This is a genomic window from Streptomyces sp. NPDC058246, assembly GCF_042881985.1.
Taxonomy (GTDB): Bacteria; Actinomycetota; Actinomycetes; order Streptomycetales; family Streptomycetaceae; genus Streptomyces.
The window spans coordinates 259,070-281,196 of sequence record NZ_JBHVWZ010000006.1; the positions used below are offsets into that span (position 1 = coordinate 259,070).

Annotated in this window: 17 protein-coding genes and 2 pseudogenes; 10 read left to right on the forward strand and 9 right to left on the reverse strand. The window is 71.3% G+C overall.

All coding sequences use genetic code 11. The features are described from left to right. Window position 1: 1 nt before the first annotated feature. On the reverse strand, window positions 2-748 hold the full coding sequence (locus tag ACFVXA_RS11955; protein WP_390024814.1) for a DUF6879 family protein: 747 nt from the start codon (window positions 746-748) through the stop codon (window positions 2-4). Between the two features lie 174 nt (window positions 749-922). On the opposite strand from ACFVXA_RS11955, the gene ACFVXA_RS11960 reads away from it, so the two are divergent. From ACFVXA_RS11960 to ACFVXA_RS11975, 4 genes and pseudogenes are all read left to right on the forward strand, one after another. Further along, the gene (locus ACFVXA_RS11960) at window positions 923-1,126 is read left to right on the forward strand and encodes a hypothetical protein (protein WP_362017869.1); all 204 of its coding nucleotides are present in this window, start codon (window positions 923-925) and stop codon (window positions 1,124-1,126) included. Continuing rightward, entirely contained in the window at window positions 1,123-1,344 is a 222-nt protein-coding gene (locus ACFVXA_RS11965; RefSeq protein ID WP_362017870.1) for a hypothetical protein, read from the forward strand. The genes ACFVXA_RS11960 and ACFVXA_RS11965 overlap by 4 nt, the downstream gene beginning before the upstream one ends. Before the next feature lie 351 nt (window positions 1,345-1,695). Then, window positions 1,696-2,113 (forward strand): annotated as a pseudogene (locus ACFVXA_RS11970) (esterase-like activity of phytase family protein); the annotation flags it as partial. A 173-nt stretch (window positions 2,114-2,286) separates the two neighbouring features. Next, window positions 2,287-6,024: an ABC transporter ATP-binding protein gene (locus ACFVXA_RS11975; RefSeq protein WP_390024913.1), complete on the forward strand. Its 3,738-nt coding sequence runs from the start codon at window positions 2,287-2,289 to the stop codon at window positions 6,022-6,024. Window positions 6,025-6,030: 6 nt separating this feature from the next. On the opposite strand, the gene ACFVXA_RS11980 is transcribed toward ACFVXA_RS11975, so the two are convergent. Then, window positions 6,031-6,534, reverse strand: coding sequence for a hypothetical protein (locus ACFVXA_RS11980; protein WP_362017871.1), 504 nt, complete (start codon window positions 6,532-6,534; stop codon window positions 6,031-6,033). A 174-nt stretch (window positions 6,535-6,708) separates the two neighbouring features. Here ACFVXA_RS11980 and ACFVXA_RS11985 point away from each other — a divergent pair, with 174 nt between their 5' ends. Together ACFVXA_RS11985 and ACFVXA_RS11990 are read left to right on the forward strand one after the other, a co-directional pair. Continuing rightward, window positions 6,709-7,098 (forward strand): hypothetical protein, encoded by a 390-nt coding sequence (locus tag ACFVXA_RS11985; RefSeq protein WP_390024816.1) that lies wholly within the window; start codon window positions 6,709-6,711, stop codon window positions 7,096-7,098. Window positions 7,099-7,213: 115 nt separating this feature from the next. Beyond that, window positions 7,214-8,662 (forward strand): S28 family serine protease, encoded by a 1,449-nt coding sequence (locus ACFVXA_RS11990; RefSeq protein ID WP_383734958.1) that lies wholly within the window; start codon window positions 7,214-7,216, stop codon window positions 8,660-8,662. Between the two features lie 45 nt (window positions 8,663-8,707). On the opposite strand, the gene ACFVXA_RS11995 is transcribed toward ACFVXA_RS11990, so the two are convergent. Then, window positions 8,708-9,346, reverse strand: coding sequence for a hypothetical protein (locus ACFVXA_RS11995; protein ID WP_390024818.1), 639 nt, complete (start codon window positions 9,344-9,346; stop codon window positions 8,708-8,710). Window positions 9,347-9,457: 111 nt separating this feature from the next. Next, the gene (locus ACFVXA_RS12000) at window positions 9,458-11,326 is read right to left on the reverse strand and encodes a glycoside hydrolase family 3 protein (protein ID WP_390024820.1); all 1,869 of its coding nucleotides are present in this window, start codon (window positions 11,324-11,326) and stop codon (window positions 9,458-9,460) included. A gap of 464 nt (window positions 11,327-11,790) precedes the next feature. On the opposite strand from ACFVXA_RS12000, the gene ACFVXA_RS12005 reads away from it, so the two are divergent. Next, window positions 11,791-12,420, forward strand: a complete 630-nt coding sequence (locus ACFVXA_RS12005) for a GNAT family N-acetyltransferase (RefSeq protein WP_390024822.1) — start codon at window positions 11,791-11,793, stop codon at window positions 12,418-12,420. A gap of 289 nt (window positions 12,421-12,709) precedes the next feature. Here ACFVXA_RS12005 and ACFVXA_RS12010 read toward each other — a convergent pair whose 3' ends face one another. The 5 genes from ACFVXA_RS12010 to ACFVXA_RS12030 all read right to left on the reverse strand — a co-directional run bounded on the left by ACFVXA_RS12010 (window position 12,710) and on the right by ACFVXA_RS12030 (window position 18,468). Further along, window positions 12,710-14,266, reverse strand: a complete 1,557-nt coding sequence (locus ACFVXA_RS12010) for an FGGY-family carbohydrate kinase (RefSeq protein WP_390024824.1) — start codon at window positions 14,264-14,266, stop codon at window positions 12,710-12,712. Between the two features lie 172 nt (window positions 14,267-14,438). Further along, the gene (locus ACFVXA_RS12015; RefSeq protein WP_362017878.1) at window positions 14,439-15,239 is read right to left on the reverse strand and encodes a sugar phosphate isomerase/epimerase family protein; all 801 of its coding nucleotides are present in this window, start codon (window positions 15,237-15,239) and stop codon (window positions 14,439-14,441) included. Between the two features lie 106 nt (window positions 15,240-15,345). Next, entirely contained in the window at window positions 15,346-16,278 is a 933-nt protein-coding gene (locus tag ACFVXA_RS12020) for a bifunctional helix-turn-helix transcriptional regulator/GNAT family N-acetyltransferase (protein WP_362017879.1), read from the reverse strand. A gap of 155 nt (window positions 16,279-16,433) precedes the next feature. After that, a complete protein-coding gene (locus tag ACFVXA_RS12025; RefSeq protein ID WP_362017880.1) occupies window positions 16,434-17,033 on the reverse strand; it encodes a dihydrofolate reductase family protein in 600 nt (199 codons plus the stop codon). Window positions 17,034-17,418: 385 nt separating this feature from the next. Beyond that, window positions 17,419-18,468, reverse strand: a complete 1,050-nt coding sequence (locus ACFVXA_RS12030) for a LacI family DNA-binding transcriptional regulator (RefSeq protein WP_362017881.1) — start codon at window positions 18,466-18,468, stop codon at window positions 17,419-17,421. A 332-nt stretch (window positions 18,469-18,800) separates the two neighbouring features. Between ACFVXA_RS12030 and ACFVXA_RS12035 the strand changes: the two genes are divergently transcribed. From ACFVXA_RS12035 to ACFVXA_RS12045, 3 genes and pseudogenes are all read left to right on the forward strand, one after another. Beyond that, window positions 18,801-19,952: a Gfo/Idh/MocA family protein gene (locus ACFVXA_RS12035; protein ID WP_390024827.1), complete on the forward strand. Its 1,152-nt coding sequence runs from the start codon at window positions 18,801-18,803 to the stop codon at window positions 19,950-19,952. Continuing rightward, window positions 19,949-21,103: a dihydrodipicolinate synthase family protein gene (locus tag ACFVXA_RS12040; protein WP_362017883.1), complete on the forward strand. Its 1,155-nt coding sequence runs from the start codon at window positions 19,949-19,951 to the stop codon at window positions 21,101-21,103. The genes ACFVXA_RS12035 and ACFVXA_RS12040 overlap by 4 nt, the downstream gene beginning before the upstream one ends. Beyond that, window positions 21,100-21,939 (forward strand): annotated as a pseudogene (locus tag ACFVXA_RS12045) (sugar phosphate isomerase/epimerase family protein); the annotation flags it as partial. The gene ACFVXA_RS12040 and the pseudogene ACFVXA_RS12045, both read left to right, overlap by 4 nt. Window positions 21,940-22,127 lie beyond the last annotated feature (188 nt).

The following is a 22,127-nucleotide window of genomic DNA, read 5'->3' on the forward strand; positions in this document are numbered from 1 at the left end:
GTCAGCTCGTCGCGGCCGTGGCCAAGTGCTCGAAGGGCACAGCGTGATGCCAGGCCGCGTCCCGGAGCATCGCGTACCTGATCACCTCGGCCGGTTCGGTGATCAGCTCCACGTCGGTGAGCTCATCGGCCTCGGTGAAGTTGAGCCGGGTGACCAATCGCGAGTCGAAGATCCAGAAGTCTTCGTTGCCGAGCCGCAGCCGGTCGCCGTCCTCTCGGCGCAGAGTCCGGATGTCCTCCCCGAGTTCGGTGTTCCGCTCAGCATTGATCATCAGGTAGCGCTGCCCGGTGGTCGCCGGGTCGTCGATCAGCCGGACGCGGGCGACCGTCTTCCCCTCGCCGGTCTGGCGCCTGATCGTCTCGCAGTACCAGGAGCTCATGTCCCAGTCGACACGGCCCTCGGCGACGAATTGCGCGTAGGTCTCGGTCGACTCGTCGGACGCGTACCGGCGCCGGGTCTCCAGTCGCCAGGCGGTGTGCTCGAAGTTCTCGAACAGCCGGTTGAAGGCGGCGAGATCGATGATCTTCGCCTGCCGGGTCGCGTCCTTGGGAGCCCAGTCGGTGATGAGTTCACGGGGGACGATCACGGCCACCTCGTCAGCACCGAGGTGCTGGAGCTGAGCGAGGTCCTCGGGTTCGGTCAGCGGCGGCCCGTGCACGATCACCTCACCGGTGTCGACGTCCTCGTGGATCGACGGGCAGCCGGTGTCGCCGCTGCCGGTGCCGTTGAAGCGGATGTTGCGCGTCATGCGCCCCTCCCTCGTCGGGCCGTGCTCTATGTTGATCAGCTTGTCGCCGGACTGTCCGGCCGACTAGGGCCTCCCTGACGCTGCGTGAGAATCCTCGGGCATAAGTCGTAGATACCTGAGAATAATGGCGAATATCTCTGGCGGCCAGAACTGCCGCAGGCCAACGCTGAGTTCATGACCACTGCACAGAAGTCGGGCACGACCGAAGCCGCCGATGCGGTCGAGGTGCTGCGTGGAGCATTGACGGCGGCGGGGATCGTCCTGCCGTCCCTGGGAGCCGACATGGCCTCCCCGGCCCTGAATCTGATCAACCTGGGGCGGGTGCGCGCCGACGTCGCGCTGAACCTCGCCGACGTCCTCCGCCGGGGGTGCGCATGAGCGAGTATGAGCCGGAGCCCGGTGATCTGGTCTACGACGAGGGCACCCACAAGATCGGCGAGGCCGTCGATCACGTCGGGCCTCACTGGCAGCTCAAGCCGCTGGGCGGTGGCCGCGAGTGGGACGCTCACGGCCCCCTGCGCCCTCCCACGCAGGCGGAGCGACTGGCGTCCGGCGTGGCACTCGCCAACGCCCGGAGCCGGGGTGAGTGGCCGTGAGCACGTCGACCGCTGAGGCTGCCGCCCTGTCAGCAGAGTGCACGCTCGCGAAGCGGGCGGGGTACGAAGATCTGCACACCGAGTGCAGACAGACCGAGGACGTGCCGCTGCCGCATTCGAAGGGCATCCTCCTGGGCCGGCGCTGCGGCTGCACGTGTCACCGCTGGGGCGATGCGTCGTGAGCGCGCGCGTCTGCCGTCACTGCGACGAGGTGATCACCAACCCTGCCGACGCCGTCGCGGTCGCTCACGAGCTGGGCAACTCGGGGGCCTGGTTGGACGGTGTGGGCGCACCGCGAGCATGCGCACCTGGTCGAGCTGATGGACCCTGTCCTGCTCGGGATCACGGCAGCGTCATCAGGGAAGTTCCTTCGGCCTCGGCGCCCAGTACGGCTACCGCACCGACACCGGTCTCGGCGTGTCCGAGGCCACCGCCATGCCCGACGGCCGCCTGCTCGTCCTGGAGCGCGGCTTCACCTCGGGCGTCGGCAACACCGTCCGGCTCCATCTGGCGGACCCGCGGCACGCCACGGACCCCAGCGGCATCTCGACCCTGTCCGGCCGGGACGGCGTACGCCTGGTCCGCAGGACCCTCCTCGCCGACCTGGTGAACCGCCCTTCACTGGGCGCCCAGGCCAAGCGGCCGCGGCCCGAGCCCCCTCCTCGACAATCTCGAGGGACTGGCGGTCACGGGCCGCTCCCACGGCCGACTGAGCCTCTTTCTGGTCAGCGGCGACGACCGGAATCCGGTGCAGACGACACGGTTCTAAGCGCTCCGGGTGCGGACAGCGCCCGCCAGGGGCGCGGGGAACTGTGCCACCGGCGACAGATCACCCGCGCCCGAAGTGTGACGGAGGGATGAAATCCGGTTCCCCCGGCGTTGGTGCATTCCGGCGGACAAGGATCTACGGAAGGCACCGGCGTGGCAGCGCAGCAGGGGGAAATGCGGGGCCGGGCGCGGCGGGAAGAGGGAGCCGGCTGGGCACGGCGGCTGGCCGGGTACGCGTGGCGCTACCCGAAGGACGTGCTGCTCGCGCTCGGCTCCTCGTTGGCCGGCATGGCCGTCATGGCGCTGGTCCCGCTGATCACCAAGGTGATCATCGACGATGTCATCGGGAACCACAGCAAGCACATGGCTCCCTGGGCGGGCGCCCTGATAGGCGCGGCCGTCCTCGTCTACGTCTCCACCTATATCCGCCGTTACTACGGCGGCCGGCTCGCCCTCGACGTCCAGCACGACCTCCGTACGGAGATGTACGGGACGATCACCCGGCTCGACGGCCGGCGTCAGGACGAGCTGTCCACCGGGCAGGTCGTCGGCCGCGCCACCAGCGACCTCCAGCTGATCCAGGGCCTGCTCTTCATGCTCCCGATGACCATCGGGAACGTCCTGCTCTTCCTGATCTCGCTAGGGATCATGGCCTGGCTGTCCCTGCCGCTCACGCTCGTCGCGCTCGCCGTCGCCCCCGCCCTGTGGTTCGTCGCCAAGCGCAGCCGCACCAAGCTGCACCCCGCCACCTGGTACGCGCAGGCGCAGGCCGCCGCCGTCGCGGGTGTGGTCGACGGCGCCGTCAGCGGCGTACGCGTGGTGAAGGGCTTCGGGCAGGAGGACCAGGAGACCGGGAAGCTCCGGGAGGTCGGGCGGCGGCTCTTCGCCGGGCGGCTGCGCACCATCCGCCTCAACGCCAAGTACACCCCGGCCCTCCAGGCCGTCCCCGCCCTCGGCCAGGTCGCGATGCTCGCGCTGGGCGGCTGGCTGGCGGTGCGCGGGCAGATCACCCTCGGTACGTTCGTGGCGTTCTCCTCGTACCTCGCGCAGCTCGTCGGGCCGGTGCGGATGCTCGCCGTCGTCCTCACCGTCGGGCAGCAGGCCCGTGCCGGCGCGGAGCGGGTGCTGGAGCTGATCGATACCGAGCCGTCGATCAAGGACGGCACGAAGGCCCTGCCCACCGACGCGCCCGCGACCGTCGAGTTCGACGACGTCTCGTTCGGCTATGAGGAGGGGCGGCCGGTCCTGGACGGGCTGAGCTTCGAGATCCGGCCCGGTGAGACGCTCGCCGTCGTCGGCTCCTCCGGCTCCGGCAAGTCCACGGTCTCCCTCCTCCTCCCGCGCTTCTACGACGTCACGCACGGCGCCGTCCTCGTCGGCGGCCACGACGTCCGCGAGCTGACGCAGGAGTCGCTGCGCGCCGCGATCGGCCTGGTCCCCGAGGACTCCTTCCTCTTCTCCGACAGCGTGCGCGCCAACATCGCGTACGGCCGTCCGGACGCGACCCAGGAGGAGATCGAGACCGCCGCCCGCGCGGCCCAGGCCGACCGGTTCATCGCCGACCTGCCCGACGGCTACGACACCAAGGTCGGCGAGCACGGCCTCACCCTCTCCGGCGGTCAGCGCCAGCGCGTCGCCCTCGCCCGCGCCATCCTCACCGACCCGCGCCTGCTCGTCCTCGACGACGCCACCTCCGCCGTGGACGCCCGGGTCGAGCACGAGATCCACGAGGCCCTCAAGGGCGTCATGGAGGGCCGGACGACCCTGCTGATCGCACACCGGCGCTCCACCCTCAACCTCGCCGACCGCATCGCCGTCCTCGACGGCGGCCGGCTCGCCGACCTCGGCACCCACGACGAGCTCCAGGCGCGCTCCGCGCTGTACCGGCGGCTGCTCACCGACCCGGACGAGCTGGGCGGGGTCTCCCCGGGACACGCCCAGCCGGTGGCACCGCAGGACGACACTTCCGTACGTGAGGAGCTGGACGCCGAGTTCGACGCCGAGCGCGGGGTCACTCCCCACCTGTGGACGGGGGACCGCGAGCCCAAGGACCACGCGCTCGCCGGAATGCCCGCCACCCCCGAACTCCTCGCCCAGGTCGAGGCGTTGCCCCCGGCCACCGAGACGCCGCGCATCGACGAGGGCCGTGCGGTCATGCCCGAGGAGTCGTACGGACTGCGGCGGCTGCTGCGCGGATTCGGGGCGCCGCTGCTCATCAGCCTCGCCCTGGTCGCCGTCGACGCGGTGATGAGCCTGCTGCTGCCCGTGCTGATCCGGCACGGCATCGACAAGGGCGTCTCGCGGATGGCGCTCGGCGCGGTGTGGGCCGCCGCCGCGCTCGCGCTGGGCACCGTGCTGGTCCAGTGGTCGGCGCAGATCGGCGAGACACGGATGACGGGACGGACGGGCGAGCGGGTGCTGTACTCGCTGCGGCTGAAGATCTTCGCGCAGTTGCAGCGCCTCGGGCTCGACTACTACGAGCGGGAGCTGACGGGCCGGATCATGACGCGGATGACGACCGACGTCGACGCGCTCTCGTCCTTCCTCCAGACCGGCCTCGTCACCGCCTTCGTCTCCGTCGTCACCTTCTTCGGCATCATGGTCGCGCTGCTGGTGATCGACGTACAGCTGGCGCTGGTGGTCTTCGTGACGCTGCCGCCGCTGGTCATCGGCACGTTCTTCTTCCGCCGGGCCAGCGTGAAGGCGTACGAACTCGCCCGTGAACGTGTGTCGGCGGTCAACGCCGACCTCCAGGAGGCGGTGTCCGGGCTGCTGATCCTCCAGGCGTTCCGGCGCGAGGGCTCCGGCGGGCGGCGGTTCGCGGCGGGCAGCGACAGCTACCGCCAGGCGCGCATCCGCGGGCAGTGGCTGATCTCCGTCTACTTCCCGTTCGTGCAGCTGCTGTCGTCGGTGGCCGCGGCGGCCGTCCTGATCGTGGGCGCCCAGCGGATCGACGGCGGCACGCTCACCACCGGCGCGCTGGTGGCGTACCTCCTCTACATCGACCTGTTCTTCGCCCCCGTCCAGCAGCTCTCGCAGGTCTTCGACGGCTACCAGCAGGCCTCGGTCTCACTCGGCCGGATCCAGGAGCTGCTCCAGGAGCCGACGTCGACGAAGGCCGCCGACGAGCCGCTCGACGTCCTGTCCCTGCGGGGCGAGATCGCCTTCGAGGACGTCGACTTCGCCTACGGGGACGACGAGGAGGCGCTCAGCGGGGTGAGCCTGCGCATTCCCGCCGGGCAGACCGTCGCCTTCGTCGGCGAGACCGGCGCGGGCAAGTCGACGCTGGTGAAGCTGGTCGCCCGGTTCTACGACCCGACGGGCGGACGCTTGACGGTCGACGGCATGGACCTGCGGTCGCTGGACCTGACCTCGTACCGGCACCGGCTCGGCGTCGTCCCCCAGGAGGCCTACCTCTTCCAGGGCACGGTCCGCGACGCCATCGCCTACGGCCGGCCCGACGCCACGGACGCCGAGGTGGAGGCAGCCGCCCGCGCGGTCGGCGCGCACGACATGATCGCCACGCTGGACGGCGGCTACCTGCACGAGGTCGCCGAGCGCGGCCGCAACCTCTCCGCCGGCCAGCGCCAGCTGATCGCGCTGGCCCGCGCCGAACTCGTCGACCCGGACGTCCTGCTCCTCGACGAGGCCACCGCCGCTCTGGACCTGGCGACGGAGGCCCTGGTCAACCAGGCCACCGACCGGCTGGCCGGGCGCCGTACGACGCTGGTGGTCGCCCACCGCCTGACGACGGCCGCCCGCGCGGACCGGGTCGTGCTCATGGACCACGGCCGGGTCGTCGAGGACGGCACCCACGACGAGCTTCTCCAACTGGACGGCAGGTACGCCGATTTGTGGCGCACGTTCGTCGGGGCGCCGGAGCCGGAGGAGCCGGTCGGCTCCACCGCGTGACCACCCTCAGGACTTCGCCTTGATGTCGGAGATCTTCTTCGTCGCGAGGTCCGACTGGACCGTCAGATAGGTGTAGGTCGGGTGCTGCGCGGAGCCCCAGGTCAGCCGGACGGTCGACCAGGTGTGCCCCATCCCGCTGTCGCCCGGCGTCACCTTCCAGGCGCGCGGCACGTCCTGCGCGCGCAGGACCCCGTCCGCGTGCTCACGGCTCTCCCACTTCGCCAGGCGCGAGCGGAGGTCCGAGGTCAGATAGAACGTGCGCAGCTGGGAGCCGAGGTGGCCGGATCCCGAGTCGGTCACCGCGTCGATGTACGCGCCGTAGAAATCGGCCACCCGGTCGTACGCGGCACCGTTGCTGCCGCTTCGGGCGGGCGGAGGGGCGGTGGAGCCGGCGAACGCCGGTACGGAGGCGCCGGCCACGGTCAGGAGCGCCGCCGCGACGAGTACGCGGACGGTGGTACGGGAGGGCTTGCGGGAGAGGTTCGTGCGTGCGGGCTTTGTGCCGGACATGGACTACCGCCTTTCGCTTCTGACCAGTTGGACACCGGGTAAAGGGGCACGGTTGCCCCAAACACGGAAAAAACTCTCGCGCGCGAGCCGCGGGCTCCCTGGGCCGAACGCAACCATCCGACGTATGTCGTGCGTCCGTACACCAGTACGCTGATTGCTGCGGGAGGGACGACAGTGGACAGTGGTGCGATACGCCGACGGTTGGCGCTCGGCGTGGCCGTGCTGGCCGCGTCCGGGCTGCTCGCCCTCGCGAGCCCCGGCAGTGCGCAGGCGGCCGGCTCGTACTGCTCGGGCCGCAAGGTCCGCACGCTGCCCTTCTCGACCGGATCCGTGCAGGTCTTCAAGCGCGATGGATACGTCTGCGCGGTGACCTTCCCCAAGAACCAGGGGTCCCGCAAGCAGATGTCCGTGAGCGTGCAGGCGCGCGGCGGCCGGCCGGTGGTCGACAAGGGGAACTTCTCGCATCACGCGGGCCCGGTGACCGTCCACGTGGGCCACCGCTGCGTCCTGATCAAGGGCTCGGTCGGCTCGGGCTCGGTGAACTCGGGCTGGATCCTCTGCTGACCCGGGCCGGATCAGGTTCAGGGCAAATGCACAGGATCGGTCAACCACCCCTGGTGTCACGCCAGTTGCTCCGCTAGGTTCCGGCGGACATCTGCGTAATCCCAGGGGAGGGTGCATGCGCAAGGCGCTCAGATGGCTGCTGGCGCTCACGGTGCTCATAGGCACGCTGAGCACGGCCGGGGCGGCCACCGCCGCCCAGCCGGAGGCCACCGGCACCACCGGCACCACAAGTACCGACATCTTGGACCGACTGCTCGCGATACCGGGCATGAGCCTGATCCAGGAGAAGCCGTACACCGGCTACCGCTTCTTCGTCCTCGACTACACCCAGCCGATCGACCACCGGCACCCGTCCAAGGGCACGTTCCAGCAGCGCATCACCGTGCTGCACAAAGACACCTCGCGCCCGACGGTCTTCTACACCGGCGGCTACAACGTCTCCACGAACCCCGGCCGCCGCGAGCCGACCCAGATCGTGGACGGCAACCAGGTCTCGATGGAGTACCGCTTCTTCACGCCGTCCCGGCCCGACCCGGCCGACTGGTCCAAGCTCGACATCTGGCAGGCCGCCGGCGACCAGCACCGGATCTTCAAGGCGCTCAAGACGATCTACACCAAGAACTGGATCTCCACGGGCGGCTCCAAGGGCGGCATGACCGCCACGTACTACGAGCGTTTCTACCCGCGTGACATGGACGGCGTCGTCGCCTACGTCGCCCCGAACGACGTGGTGAACAACGAGGACTCGGCGTACGACCGCTTCTTCACGACCGTCGGCACCAAGGAGTGCCGCGACAAGCTGAACGCCGTACAGCGCGAGGCGCTGGTACGCCGCGAACCGCTGGAGAAGAAGTACGAGGCGTACGCCGCCGACAACGGCTACACGTTCACGACCATCGGGGGCCTCGACAAGGCCTACGAGGCGGTCGTGCTCGACTACGTGTGGGGCTTCTGGCAGTACAGCCTGCTGTCGGACTGCGACTCGATCCCCGCGGACGCCGCGCACGCCACGGACGACGCGATCTGGGACTCGGTGGACACCATCTCCGGCTTCTCGGCCTACACCGACCAGGGCCTGGAGACGTACACGCCGTACTACTACCAGGCGGGCACCCAGCTCGGCGCGCCCACGATCCACTTCCCGTACATCGAGAAGAAGTACATCAAGTACGGCTACCAGCCGCCGCGGAACTTCGTGCCGCGCTCCATCCCGATGAAGTTCCAGCCGTGGGCCATGCCCGACGTGGACGCGTGGGTCCGTCACCACGCGGACCACATGCTGTTCGTCTACGGCCAGAACGACCCGTGGGGCGCCGAGCGCTTCCGCCTCGGGTCGGGCGCGCGTGACTCGTACGTCTTCACGGCACCGGGTCTGAACCACGGCGCCAACGTCGCCGGTCTCGTCCCCGACGAGAAGACCCTCGCCACCGCCCGCATCCTGGAGTGGGCCGGTGTGGCCTCCTCCGCGGTCCAGGCTGACCCGTCGGTCGCGAAGCCGCTGGCGAAGTACGACGCGAAGCTGGACAAGCGCGACCTGGAGCGCGAGCCCGCGCTGCGCCCGTAACGCACGTGCTGCGCCCGTAACGCACGTACCGCGCCCGCCCGTTGGTCACACCGGGCGGGCGCAGCCCACCGGCATGCCGCCGCCCAGCTCGACGTAGAGGGCCGTGGAGGATGGGCACCGGGAGCGGGCGGTGACCGCCGACGTCACCTTGTACTCCGGGGGTTTCCCGCCCTTGCCGTCGCACGCCGTCTCGCGGACCTGGCCGCGGCCCACGCTGTAGACGCAGTCGCCGACCATGGTGCGGGGGCCTCCGCCGCCGCCCGGGTCGCCGGGGTGCGGGGGTTCGAGCTTGCGCATGCAGGCGTAGCCCTGGGGGACGGCGCCGTCGCCGTCCTCGTCCGAGGCGGGCGCGGCCTGGCTGATGTGCAGGACGAAGTCCGTGGTCGCGGGGCAGGACGGCCCGTCGGCCACCTTGCCGTCGTAGCGGGCGATCACCCGCGCGGCGGCCCGTTCGCTGGTGCAGGGCACCTCCGTGAAACTGGTCGTCCCGAAGGAACTGCACTCGTCGACGGCGAGGAACACCGAGCCGTAGCCGGAGGGCCGGGTGGCCGTCGTCGTCGCGCCGCCCGCGCCGTCCGCGGAGTCCTTGCCGGACCAGCCCTGGCAGCCGGTAAGCGCCCCCACGGCCAGCACCAGCGCGCACACGGCGGCCACGGAACGCCGACACAACCCGCTGGCTCGCATGGCTTCCCCCCGATACCCCCGCCCAGCGTGACCCGCGACAGCGGGCACACGCCAGACGTGTGGGGCCCTTTGGGCCACTTGGGGGTGGTACGCCGGGTGTGCGGCGTACGGCTAGTACGTCAGGCCGTACCCGATCGGATACAGCACCTGAGTCGGGTCGTCCGCCCGCTGCACCGGCACCGGCAGGGTGCCCTGCGGGTCCCGCCGGCCCGCGATCACCCGGGCGGCCGCGCGCAGTTCGACGTCGGTCCAGGAGTAGGCGGCCAAGCAGGCGTCCACGCCCGGGAGTCGGGCCACGTCGTACGGGTTGCGGAGGGCGATCGCGACGACCGGGACGCCCGTGGCGACGAGCTGCTCCACGAGAGTCTTCTGGGAACCGGTCGCCGTCAGGTTGTACGTCCCGACGACCACCGCGTCCGCGTCCCGTGCCGCCGCGACCGCCCGGGCGATCGTCGCCGCGGAGGGTGCGGTGCCGGTGGACAGGGCTGTCGCGGTGAAGCCCAGCTCGGTGAGGGCGGTGGCGAGCACGGTGGTGGGCGGCCCGTCGGAGAGCGACGGCGACGCCGGGTCGGCGCCCACGACCAGCACCTTCGGGGTGCGCCGACGGGAGAGCGGGAGCAGGTCGTCCTTGTTGACCAGCAGGGTGGTGGTGCGGTCGGCGATACGGTCGGCCGCCTGGAGGTGCGCCGGGGTGCCGACCGTACGGTCGACCCCGTCGTCGCCGACGTACGGGTCGGTCAGCAGCCCCAGCTTCGCCTTGAGGCGCAGCACCCGCAGGATCGACTCGTCGAGCCGCGCCTCGGTCAGTTCACCGCCGCGCACGGCGTCGAGCACCGCGTGCCACGCGAGATCGAGGGAGGGCGGGTCGAGGAGCTGGTCGACACCGGCCTTCAGTGCGAGCACGGGGACGCGGGCGTCGCCGTACTTCGTCCGTACGCCCTGCATCTGGAGCGAGTCCGTCACCACGACCCCGTCGTAGCCGAGTTCCTCGCGCAGGATGCCGGTGAGGATCGGGTGCGAGAGGGTGGCCGGGTCGCCGGCCGGGTCGAGCGCGGGGACCATGATGTGCGCGGTCATGATCGAGTCGATGCCGGCGCGGATGGCGGCCCGGAAGGGCACGGCGTCGAGGGCCGACCAGAGTTCGCGGCTGTGCGTGATGACAGGGAAGCCGAAGTGGCTGTCGACGGCGGTGTCGCCGTGGCCCGGGAAGTGCTTGGCGGTGGCCGCGACGCCCGCGCTCTGATACCCCTTCACCTCGGCCTCCACCAGGCCCGCCACCGCGTCCGGGTCGGCGCCGAAGGAGCGTACGCCGATGACCGGGTTGGCCGGGTTGACGTTCACGTCGGCGACCGGGGAGTAGTCCTGCCGGATCCCGAGGGCGTGCAACTCGCCTCCGGCGATCCGGCCGAGCGTACGGGCGTCTCCCCTCTCCCCTCCCGCGCCGATGGCCATGGCGCCGGGGAACAGCGTCGCCGGCTTGCCCACGCGAGCCACGATCCCGTGCTCCTGGTCGGTGGAGATGAGGACGGGCAGCCCGCGGGGCTGTGCGAGGGAGGCCCGCTGGATCCCGTTCGAAAGGTCCGCGATCTGGTGGGGAGCGCGGGTGTTGTGCGCCCAGGCGAAGTAGATGATCCCGCCGACGCGGTACTTGGCGATCAGTTCGGCGGCCGTCCTGACGCCGATCTCCTTGAGATTGGCGTCGATGTCGGCCTGGTCGGGAGCGGTGGCCGAGTGCCCGTACACCCGCATCACGAAGAGCTGGCCGACCTTCTCCTCCAGCGTCATACGGGAGATGAGGGCGCGCAGGCGCTTGTCGTCGTACGGGCCTGCGGGGGCGGCGTAGGCGCTGCCGCCGGCGGCAAGGGCGGCGCCGGCGCCCGCCGTGGCGGCGAGAACGGTGCGCCGGGACGGTGCGGCCGGTTCGGCTGGTCTGGCCGGTCTGGCCGGTCTTGCGGTGCTTCCCGTGCTGGAGTCGCGCACGTGCGCTCCTTCCCTCATGAAGGAAACTTCCGAGGAGCCACGAATATCCGGGAAGTTTCTTCCAGTCAAGGGTGTGCACAGTAACCCGGGGCGGGGCCGCCACCGGCGCAGTTGGAGGGGGGCGCGCCGGTGACGGCGTGCTGCCGGCCGCAGGCGGCGGAGAGGGTGGTCAGCAATCGCAGCCAGCAGCGAGGCCGACACCGCACCACGGAGACTCATCCGACAGCATGCGCATTGGACGGCGGGGGGTGGCTCCGGGTTCCCCGCTCCGCGGGAACACCGGAAGTCGGGACGGGGGTGCCGGACGGGACCACTGAGGCGCACAACTGCCCCTCCCCGGTTCCCACCCGCCGCTTCCGACCGCCTGACTCGGCAGCGGCGTGGCCACGACGATCACCAGCAGGTGCCCCGGTTCCGCGAATCTCGTTCGACCCCTCCGGGGCACGTACGGCACACTTCCGGCCGTGACTTTCACGTTGGAGGGACCCGTCCTCGAAGGCGCGCTCGTACGGCTGGAGCCGCTGGGTCGCCGCCATGCCGCCGACCTTGCCGTCGCGGCGGAGGAGGACCGGGGCTCGTACGAGTTCACCTGGGTGCCCCGGGCCGACGAGGTCGGGGCCTACATCGACGCGCAGCTCGCCCGCGCCGCGACGGGCAGGCTCGCCCCGTACGCCCAGGTGTCCCTCGCCTCGGGGCGGGCGGTCGGCGCCACGTCGTACTGGGAGCCGCGGTTCTGGCGGACGGACGACCGACTCGACGCCATCGAGGTCGGCTTCACCTGGCTCGCTCGTTCGGCCCAGGGCACGGGCGTGAACGCCGAGGCCAAGCTCCTCCTCTTCCAGCACGCCTTCGAGGAGTGGGGTGTCGCTCGCGTGGATTTGAAGACCGATGCCCGCAACCGTCGTTCCCGCGCCGCCATCGAGCGTACGGGTGCGCGTTTCGAGGGCGTGCTCAGGAACTGGTCCCGCTCCTGGGCCCCCGGCGAGGACGGCCGCCTGCGCGACTCCGCGATCTATTCGATTACGGCGGCGGAGTGGCCGGAGTGCCGAAAGCGGCTGGAGGAGCGGGTGGGTGGGATCCTGGACGCAGGATGAGCCAGTACTTCGACCTCGGCGACGAGACGCTGTGGAATCCGTCCAACGGGGCGGCCGAACAGGACCGCCGCATGGTCAGGTGACCGGCCCGCGTTCTTCCGTGGCTATCCTGAGGACGCCACTTCGGGCCGGGGTCTGCTCCTGGTGGAGGCCCTCTCGGACGCGTGGGAGGTCCGGTCCCGCGAGTTCGGCAAGACGCTGTGGGTCCGGGTGCTCAGTTGACCGAGTCGGCGGCCGTGGCGGCTCCTGGCCGCCGTACTGGACCGGTGCCTCGACGGCTCCGCGAAGCTCACCGCCCGGGGCTGGGTTCTGCGGTGCCGGTTCCGGTGCGCCGGTGACGGGCGAGCGCGTGCCCGATGTCGCGTGTCGCCGGATAGAGCCGCAGGTAGAGGTCGTACAACTCGTCGTAGCGGGGCCGCGGACGGGTGTCGGGCGCGATCCGTTCGCGTACGGGGTTCCAGGCGTCGATGTCCGGGGATCCCACGGCGCTCGCGGCGAGGAACGCGGCGCCGTAGCTCGCTCCGAGCGTGACGGTGCGCACCTCCTGCTCCAGTCCGGTGACGTCGGAGACGATCCGCGTCCACAGGCCACCCCGGGTCCCTCCGCCCACGGCGACGACCCGGCGGATGTCCGCGCCCGCCGCGCGCATCGCCTCGACGTTGTGCCGTACCCCCAGGGCGGTCGCCTCCAGGGCGGCGCGGTACAGGTCGCCGCGCGAGTGTTCCACCGTCAGTCCGGCGATCACGCCGCGCGCGTCCGGGTCGGCGACCGGCGTCCGCTCGCCCGCGAAGTACGGCAGCATCAGCAGCCCTCGCGCACCGGGGCCGGACGCCTCCGCCTCGGCGAGCAGGGTCGCGTGCCCGGGTGCGCCGAACAGCTGCCGCAGCCAGTCGGTGATCATGCCGGAGGTGGCCATACCGCCCGCGAGACTGCGGGTTCCGGGCAACGCCCCGACCGTGCTCCACAGTTCGGGCACCAGGATGCGCTCGTCGACCGTGTTGATCAGGAACATGGTGCTGCCATACATGAGCATCAGGTCACCGGTGTGTTGAGCGCCCACGCTCAGCGCCTCTGACCAGGCGTCGATCGTGCCGGTGACGACCGGAACACCGACGGGCAGCCCGGTGGCGGAGGCGGCCTCGGCGGTGACGTGTCCGGCGATCTCCCCAGGCCAGCGCAGGGGCGGCAGCTGGATGTGCGGGGCGATGTGCCGGGCCCAGGGGGCGTACCAGTCCTGGGTGACGCTGTCGTAGAGCGGTACGGACTGGCTGGCGGAGTGGTGGTCGAGCACATAGGCGCCGGTCAGCCGGTGTGCCAGATAGGAACTCGGCATGAACAGCCGCCGCGCCCGGGCCACGACCTCCGGCTCGTGCTCCGCCAGCCAGGTGATCTTGGGGCCGACCGCCTGGGTGGAGAGCAGGGAGCCGCAGCGCCGCAGGACGGCGTCGCGACCCAACTCGGCCTCCAGACGGGCGATCTGAGCGGTGGCGCGGGTGTCGATGCCGTAGAGGATCGCCGGACGGAGGGGAGTGCCCTTCTCGTCGGCGAGGGCCACGCAGGGGCCCATGCCGCTGACCCCGACGGCGCTGACTTCGACGGCGCTGACCGCGCCGGCCGCGGCCCGGTCTCCGGTCGGCCGGTCGCCGACGGTCACCGAGCTTCCGGTCAACTCGCGTGCCAGGGAAACGAATTCGTCCCACCAGATCGGGGCATCCATTTCGACGTGTCCGGGCAGAGGGCGGCTGACCGTGTGCGGGCGCACCGCCGTCGCGAGTACCGTCCCGTCCTCGTCGACCAGCACCCCTTTGCTGCTGGACGTCCCGATGTCGACTCCGAGCACCGCCATACGTCTCCGTCCCCGCCTGCTTGTCCGCGTGCCTGCTTGTCCGCGTGCCTGCCGGTCCGCGTGCCTGCGTGCCTCGTCCGCTCGCCCTGTCCGCCTGCCTGTCCGTCCGCCTTTCGGCTCCCGGCCGCCGGAAAGCCGAGGCCCGGTCGCGGACTCCACGGACAGGTGGCGGCTAGGCCGACTCGTCGAGCAGGCGGGCGAGGTGGTCGCGGCCGGCGCCCAGTAGTCCGGGAAGCGGCGCGGCCTGCTCGTACCAGCGCTTCTCGTACTCCCAGCACAGCCAGCCGTCCCAGTCGTTGCGGGAGAGGATCTCCACGCACTCGCCGAGCGGGAGGGCACCCGCGCCGAGCGGGAGCGGGGTCGTGTCCTCGATGGAGGCGATGTCCTTGACCTGGACATAGCCCAGGTACGGCGACAGTGCCGCGTACGTCGCCAGCGGCTGCTCGCCGCCCAGCCAGGTGTGCATCACGTCCCAGAGCGAGCCGACCCGGCGATGGCCCACCAGGCCCAGGACACGGATCGCGTCCGCGCCGGTGCGGTGCGAGTCGTGGGTCTCGAGGAGGATCCGTACGTCCAGGTCGGCGGCGTACTCCGCCGCCGTGCCGAGGCGTCGGGCCGCCGTCGCGTCGGCCTCGGCGGGGTCCTGCCCGGGGTCGGCGCCCGGGAAGACGCGGATGAAGGGCGCGCCCAGGTCGCCCGCCAGGACGAGGAGGTCGTGGATCTCTCTGAGTACGGGCACGTCGTCGCCGGGCGCGGCGACCTTCGCGTACCCCGCGAGCCCGAGGATCTCGACGCCAGCCGCCTTGAACTCCGCGACGACATCGGCCCGTTCGGCGGCACCGATGCCCGGGTGCACGGGCTCCTCGGGGTGCGCGCGCAGCTCCACGCCGTGATAGCCGTGCGTGGCGGCGAGCCGTACGACCTCGGGGATCGGGAGTCCGGGCACCCCGAGGGTGGAGAAGGCCAGCTTCATGGGGCGGACCTTACGGGGTGACGATTCCCGGAGAAACGCCGTGTTCGCCCACCTGGCCCCACCCGGGGCCTGTGTTGTTTCAGGACGCGTGGCCGCCGGTCCGTGGTCACTCGGAGGCGCCGTGCAGGTCCAGGCGCCAGTCCTGGCCGACGAGGTCCGCGCCGAAGGAGCGGTGCGGCTTCTCGGAGACGAGGACGAAACCGTGCCGCTGGTAGATGCGGCGGGCGGCGGTGAGGACGTCGTTGGTCCACAGGACGAGTTCGCGGTAGCCGACGCCGCGCGCGAAGTCGATGACGGCCCCGGCGAGCCGGTCCCCGATCCGCAGCCCGCGCGCGTCCGGCTCGACGAGGAGCAGGCGCAGCCGCGCGGTGCCGGGGGCGTCGTCCCGTACGCACATCACGCACCCCACGGGCCGCCCGTCGAGCTCGGCGATCCACACCCGCTCCAGATGCGGATCGTGGTCCTCGGCGAAGTCGGCGACGATCCTCGCCACCAGGCCCTCGTAGTCGGCGTTCCAGCCGTACTCCGCCGCGTACAGCGCGGCGTTGCGCTGCACGATCCAGCCGAGGTCGCCAGGGCCCGGCTCGCGCAGTACGACGTCCTCGCGGCGCGGGGCACGGCCGTCGCCGAGGATCGTCCGCACCGTGCGCATCGCCTCGGCGAGCCGCTCCCGGTCGGCCGGGGCCACGGAGGCGAGCAGCGAGCCGACGCTCTCCCCCGCCCGCTCGTCGAGCAGACCGGCGGCTTCCCGGCCCCGCGCGGTAAGCGTGATGCGCCGCCGGCGCGGGTCCTTCTCGGACGGCGCCCGCTCGATCAGCCCGTCCTGCTCGAACTTGTTCAGGATCCGGCTCAAGTATCCGGAATCCAGGGAGAGTTCGGTACGCAGGTCCACCGCGTCCGTACGAGGGGAGTGGGCGAGTTCGTACAGGACGCGGGACTCCGTCAGCGTGTACGGGGCGTAGAGGTGGCGGCCGTAGTCGAGCGCGCCGATGACGTTCGTGTAGAAGCGGTTGAAGGAGCGGATGTCCTGGACGGTCATGATCGGCCCCGGAAGCTCGGCTCTGGTCGTCGGATCCGACCGGCCGGCCCAGATGGCTGACTCAGTCAGAGATATCGCTCCGAGGATAGAACGGACACCCGCACCCCGCCTACCCCTCGACCGCTCCGCTCCTCCATCCCCTCTCCCGACCGGACCTAGGCCTCGTCGGCGGGCCGGTAGACGCACACCTCCACCCCGGTCTTGCCGGTGGCCGTGGAGACCAGTTCGAGCGGGCGCTTCACGCCGTCGTCGGGGAAGATCGTCTTGCCGCCGCCGAGGATCACCGGCATCCGGATGAGCTGAAGCTCGTCGACCAAGCCCTCGCGCAGGAGGGTACGTACGAGTGTGGGGCTGCCCATCATCGCCAGGTCGCCGCCGTCGGCCGCGCACAGCTCCCGGATCCGGGCGACGGCCTCGTCGCCGGGGATGAGCGTGCTGTTGTTCCAGGCCGCCAGATCGTCCGCGCCGAGCGTCGTGGAGACGACGTACTTGGGGAGGGAGTTCATCATGTCGGCGAACGGGTCGCCCGCCCGCTCGGGCCAGGCCGCGGCCATCGACCGCCAGGTGCGCCGCCCGAACAGCAGCGCATCGGCCCTGCCCACACCGTCGGCGAAGGCACCGCCCACGACCTCCGGATCGAAGTACGGGTGCGTCCAGCCGCCGTGGCCGAACCCTCCGTCGGTGTCCTCGTCGGGACCACCGGGCGCCTGCACGACGCCGTCCAGGCTGATGAACTCACTGATCACGATGCGCATGGGAGACGCTCCTGTGTGTCGTCCGGTGGGGGTCTGGTCGTTCGGTGGGTTACGCCACGAGAGACCGGCACGCGACTGAAAACTCATCGGTCCGTCCGTCGGCTTTTTGGGCCGCCGTCATCACCCCCCAAGGCAGCCCCAAGGCAGCCCCCAGGCAGCCCCCAGGGGGATGGGGGTCTCCTCCCTGCTCGAGCGAAGCCGAGAGCTTGGCAGAGGGCGGCCGAGGGAAGAGGGCGGCCGGAGGGCAGAGGGCGGCCGGAGGGCAGAGCGGAGGACAGGGCGCAGAGCAGGGTGGAGTACAGGGCGCAGGGCAGAGCTGAGGTCAGGGCCGAGGGCGCGGCGGAGGGGCGAAATCCGCTCGGGCCGTCGGCCCGGGGACGCGCGGTCAGGCGCGCGGCCCCGCAGTAGACCCCCGCACCATCAGTTCCCCGCGCACCGTGGCGATCCCGCCCGGCGGCGGCTCCTCCCGCCCCATGGCGATCCGCCCCGCACGGGCCCCCGCCTCGGACAGAGGAAGCCGCACGGTGGTGAGGGCAGGCACCGCGTCGATGCTGAAGGGCAGGTCGTCGAAGCCCGCGACGGACACGTCGTCCGGGATGCGCAGGCCGGAGTCCCGCAGCGCGGCGCACGCGCCCAGCGCCACGGTGTCGTTGGCGGCGACGACGGCCGTCAACGACGGGTCCCGGCGCAGGAGTTCGAGCGTCGCCTCGTAACCGGAACGGCGGTCGTAGCGCCCGTGCACCGTCCACCGCGGATCGTCCTCGATCCCGTGCGCGGCCAGCGCCTCGCGGTGGCCCTCCAGCCGGTGCCGGGTCGTGGTCCGCTCCTCCGGGCCCGCGATGTAGCCGAGCCGCCGGTGTCCGAGCCCGATCAGATGTTCGGTCAGCTGCCGGCCGCCCCCGCGGTTGTCGAAGGTCAGCGCGATCGTCTCGGGGGTCTCGGACGCGGGCGGCCGACCGCACAGGACGACCCGGGTGCCCGCTTCGGCCAGCTTGCGCAGCTTCGCGGCGACGGCGGCGGCGTGCGCGGTGTCCTCGACTGCGCCACCGGTCAGGAGGACGGCGGCGGCGCGCTGGCGCTGAAGGAGTGTGAGGTAGGTGAGTTCGCGCTCCGGGGAGCCGCCGGTGTTGCAGACGACGCCGAGCCGTTCGCCGCCCGCGCGCCCCCCGGGTCCGCCGATCTCCGACTGGATCGCGGCTGCCATGATCCCGAAGAAGGGGTCCGCGATGTCGTTGACGAGGATCCCGACGAGGTCGGACGTCGCCGCGGCCAGCGAACTCGCCGGTCCGTTCAGTACGTAGTCCAGCTCGTCCACCGCCCGCAGCACCCGGTCACGGGTGGAAGCGGCAACGGGGTAGTTCCCGTTCAGCACGCGGGACACGGTCGCGGGGGAGACCTGCGCACGCGCCGCCACGTCCGCCAGGGTCACGGTCATCTCGTCGTCCTCCGGTCACGCAACCTCGTTGCGCCAGCTCGTTGTCGTCGTCCTCGAGGACGCGGGGTCCCATCCGACCTCGTGCTCAAGGGTGCGAGATCCATCCGGTCCTCGTGCTCAAGGGCGCGGGGTCCATCCGACCCCGCTCGCGCCCTCCGCGTCCAGACGTCCGGAGGGTCGAACATCTCGTCGCGCACATGGCCTTGTCCGATCGGCCGGACAGAGGCTAGCTTCTTTCTGGATAGAAAGCGCTTGCTGTCACGTTTACCAGTGAGGCTCACGTTCACTGGTGGCGCGTACACGGCGCGGAACCCGCGTACGAAGGGAATGACGTGACACGCAAGACGGTGCGTATCGCCATGAACGGCGTGACGGGACGGATGGGCTACCGCCAGCACCTCGTCCGCTCGATCCTCGCCCTGCGCGATCAGGGCGGCCTCGACCTGGGCGACGGCACCGTGCTGTGGCCCGAACCGGTCCTCGTCGGCCGCCGCGAGCACGCCCTGAAGGCACTCGCCGAGCGACACGGCCTGGAGCACTGGTCCACCGACCTGGACGCCGTCCTCGCCGACCCGACCGTCGACCTCTACTTCGACGCGCAGGTCACCTCGGCCCGTGAGGAGGCGATCAAGGCGGCGATCGCGGCCGGGAAGCACGTCTACACCGAGAAGCCCACCGCCACCGGCCTCGACGGCGCCCTGGAACTGGCCCGCCTCGCCCACGGGAAAGGCATCAAGCACGGCGTCGTGCAGGACAAGCTCTTCCTCCCCGGCCTGCTCAAGCTCAAGCGTCTCGTCGACGGCGGCTTCTTCGGCCGGATCCTCTCCATTCGCGGGGAGTTCGGCTACTGGGTCTTCGAGGGCGACTGGCAGGAGGCCCAGCGCCCCTCCTGGAACTACCGCGCCGAGGACGGCGGCGGCATCGTCGTCGACATGTTCCCGCACTGGGAGTACGTGCTGCACGAGCTGTTCGGCCGGGTCACCTCCGTCCAGGCGCTCACCGCCACCCACATCCCGCAGCGCTGGGACGAGCGGGACAAGCCGTACGACGCCACGGCCGACGACGCCGCGTACGGCATCTTCGAACTCGAAGGCGGCGCCATCGCCCAGATCAACTCCTCCTGGGCCGTGCGCGTCAACCGCGACGAGCTGGTCGAGTTCCAGGTCGACGGCACCGAGGGCTCGGCGGTCGCCGGCCTGCGCACCTGCCGTGCCCAGCACCGCTCAGCGACCCCCAAGCCGGTCTGGAACCCCGACATCCCGGCCACCTACTCCTTCCGCGACCAGTGGCAGGAGATCCCCGACAACGCCGACTTCGACAACGGCTTCAAGGCCCAGTGGGAGCTGTTCCTGCGCCACGTCTACACCGGTGCCCCGTACCACTGGGATCTGCTGGCCGGCGCCCGCGGCGTCCAGCTCGCCGAACTGGGCCTGAAGTCCTCGGCCGAGGGCCGCCGCCTCGACGTACCGGAGATCGCACTGTGACCATTCAACTGCCTGCGGAAACGGGTGGGTTGAGGGCCTACCAGCCACGTGCTCAGCCCCTCGCCCGCACCACCGGCGCGCCCTTCACCTCCCGTACGGTCTTCGCGGCCGCGCATGTCGTCGCTGACCCCTACGCGGATGTCTCGCCCGGTTCGCCCGCCGCCGTCGACTGGGACGCGACGCTCGCCTTCCGCCGCCATCTGTGGGCGCACGGGCTCGGTGTCGCCGAGGCGATGGACACCGCGCAGCGCGGGATGGGCCTGGACTGGGCGGGCGCGGCGGAGCTGATCCGCCGGTCCGCCGCCGAGGCCAAGGCGGTCGGCGGCCGTATCGCGTGCGGTGTGGGCACGGACCAGCTCACCGCACCGGCCTCCCTGGCGGAGATCCGCACGGCATACGAGGAACAGTTGGCCGTGGTCGAGGAGTCGGGCGGCCAGGCGATCCTGATGGCGTCCCGCGCGCTGGCCGCCACGGCATCCGGCCCCGAGGACTACCTGGAGGTGTACGGCCACCTCCTGCGCCAGGCGTCCGAGCCCGTGATCCTGCACTGGCTCGGCCCGATGTTCGACCCGGCCCTGGAGGGCTACTGGGGTTCGCCCGGCCTCGACGCGGCGACCGAGGTGTTGGTGCAGGTCATCGCCGCGCACCCGGACAAGGTCGACGGCATCAAGGTCTCGCTGCTGGACGCGCGGCGCGAGGTCGACCTGCGCCGCCGCCTCCCGTGGGGCGTGCGCTGCTACACGGGCGACGACTTCAACTACCCCGAGCTGATCGCGGGCGACGAGCGGGGCTTCAGCCACGCGCTGCTCGGCATCTTCGACCCGCTGGGCCCGCTCGCGGCGCAGGCGGTCCGCGTCTTGGACACCGGCGACGCCAAGGGCTTCCGTGAACTCCTCGACCCCACCGTCGAGTTGTCCCGCCACCTCTTCCGGACGCCGACCCGCTTCTACAAGACCGGCGTCGTCTTCCTGGCCTGGCTGGCGGGCCACCAAGCCCACTTCGCGATGGTCGGCGGCCTCCAGTCGGCCCGCTCGCTCCCGCACTTCGCGCGCGCCTACGAACTGGCCGACGGGCTCGGCCTGTTCCCGGATCCGGAGCTGGCGGAGACACGTATGAAGACCCTGCTGGCCCTCTATGGAGTGACGCAATGAGCCCTCTCGGCGGCCGTGACCTCTCCCGCTTCGCCATCAACCAGATGACGGTCAGACAGCTGTCGCTGCCCGAACTGGCCGACGCCTGCCTGGAGCTGGGCGTGCCGGGCGTCGGCCTCTGGCGCGAGCCCGTCCGCTCGTACGGCGTCGAGGCGACGGCCAAGCTGGTCCGCGACGCGGGTCTGGCGGTGACGACCCTGTGCCGCGGAGGCTTCTTCACGGCCGTCGACCCGGCCGAGCGCGCCCGCGCCCTGGACGACAACCGGACGGCGATCGACGAGGCGGCGACCCTGGGCACGGACACGCTGGTGCTCGTGTCGGGCGGCCTGCCGTCCGGCTCCAAGGACCTGCGCGGCGCCCGCGAGCGCATCGCGGACGCGCTGGGCGAACTGGCCCCGTACGCGGCGGACCGTGGCGTACGCCTGGCGATCGAACCCCTCCACCCCATGTACGCCGCCGACCGCTGCGTCGTGTCGACCCTGGCCCAGGCCCTCGACCTCGCGGAACGCTTCCCCGCGGACCAGGTCGGCGTCGCCGTCGACACGTACCACCTCTGGTGGGACGACACGGCCCCCGCCCAGATCGCCCGCGCGGGCGCCGCCGGCCGCATCCACGCCTTCCAACTCGCCGACTGGACCACCCCGTTGCCCGAGGGCGTCCTCAACGGCCGCGGCCAGCTGGGCGACGGCTCGATCGACCTGCGCGAGTGGCGCTCGTACGTGGAGGGCGCGGGGTACGACGGTCCGATCGAGGTCGAGCTGTTCAACGAGGTGTTGTGGGCGCGGGACGGCCGGGAGGTGCTGAGGGAGACGGTGGAGCGGTTCCTGGAGCACGCCGGTCAGGGCCGACCTGACCCTCGCGGGCAAGGGAACGATGACACCTGGGGTGTCGACCTCGACGAACCCGACCTCGAGCAGGCCACGGCCCGGCCGGGCTGGGCGCCGCGGAAGCCCGGGGGGACGGGGTCGCGCAGCGCGGGCCGCTGAGCCGAAAAGAATCTCAGAATATTTCTCGGAACACCGTG

Bases quoted from the DNA above. Each gene is read 5' to 3' on its own strand.
- ACFVXA_RS11955 (WP_390024814.1), bottom strand. From the start codon at position 748: ATGACGCGCAACATCCGCTTCAACGGCACCGGCAGCGGCGACACCGGC.
- ACFVXA_RS11960 (WP_362017869.1), top strand. From the start codon at position 923: ATGACCACTGCACAGAAGTCGGGCACGACCGAAGCCGCCGATGCGGTC.
- ACFVXA_RS11965 (WP_362017870.1), top strand. From the start codon at position 1,123: ATGAGCGAGTATGAGCCGGAGCCCGGTGATCTGGTCTACGACGAGGGC.
- ACFVXA_RS11975 (WP_390024913.1), top strand. From the start codon at position 2,287: ATGCGGGGCCGGGCGCGGCGGGAAGAGGGAGCCGGCTGGGCACGGCGG.
- ACFVXA_RS11980 (WP_362017871.1), bottom strand. From the start codon at position 6,534: ATGTCCGGCACAAAGCCCGCACGCACGAACCTCTCCCGCAAGCCCTCC.
- ACFVXA_RS11990 (WP_383734958.1), top strand. From the start codon at position 7,214: ATGCGCAAGGCGCTCAGATGGCTGCTGGCGCTCACGGTGCTCATAGGC.
- ACFVXA_RS11995 (WP_390024818.1), bottom strand. From the start codon at position 9,346: ATGCGAGCCAGCGGGTTGTGTCGGCGTTCCGTGGCCGCCGTGTGCGCG.
- ACFVXA_RS12010 (WP_390024824.1), bottom strand. From the start codon at position 14,266: ATGGCGGTGCTCGGAGTCGACATCGGGACGTCCAGCAGCAAAGGGGTG.
- ACFVXA_RS12015 (WP_362017878.1), bottom strand. From the start codon at position 15,239: ATGAAGCTGGCCTTCTCCACCCTCGGGGTGCCCGGACTCCCGATCCCC.
- ACFVXA_RS12020 (WP_362017879.1), bottom strand. From the start codon at position 16,278: ATGACCGTCCAGGACATCCGCTCCTTCAACCGCTTCTACACGAACGTC.
- ACFVXA_RS12025 (WP_362017880.1), bottom strand. From the start codon at position 17,033: ATGCGCATCGTGATCAGTGAGTTCATCAGCCTGGACGGCGTCGTGCAG.
- ACFVXA_RS12030 (WP_362017881.1), bottom strand. From the start codon at position 18,468: ATGACCGTGACCCTGGCGGACGTGGCGGCGCGTGCGCAGGTCTCCCCC.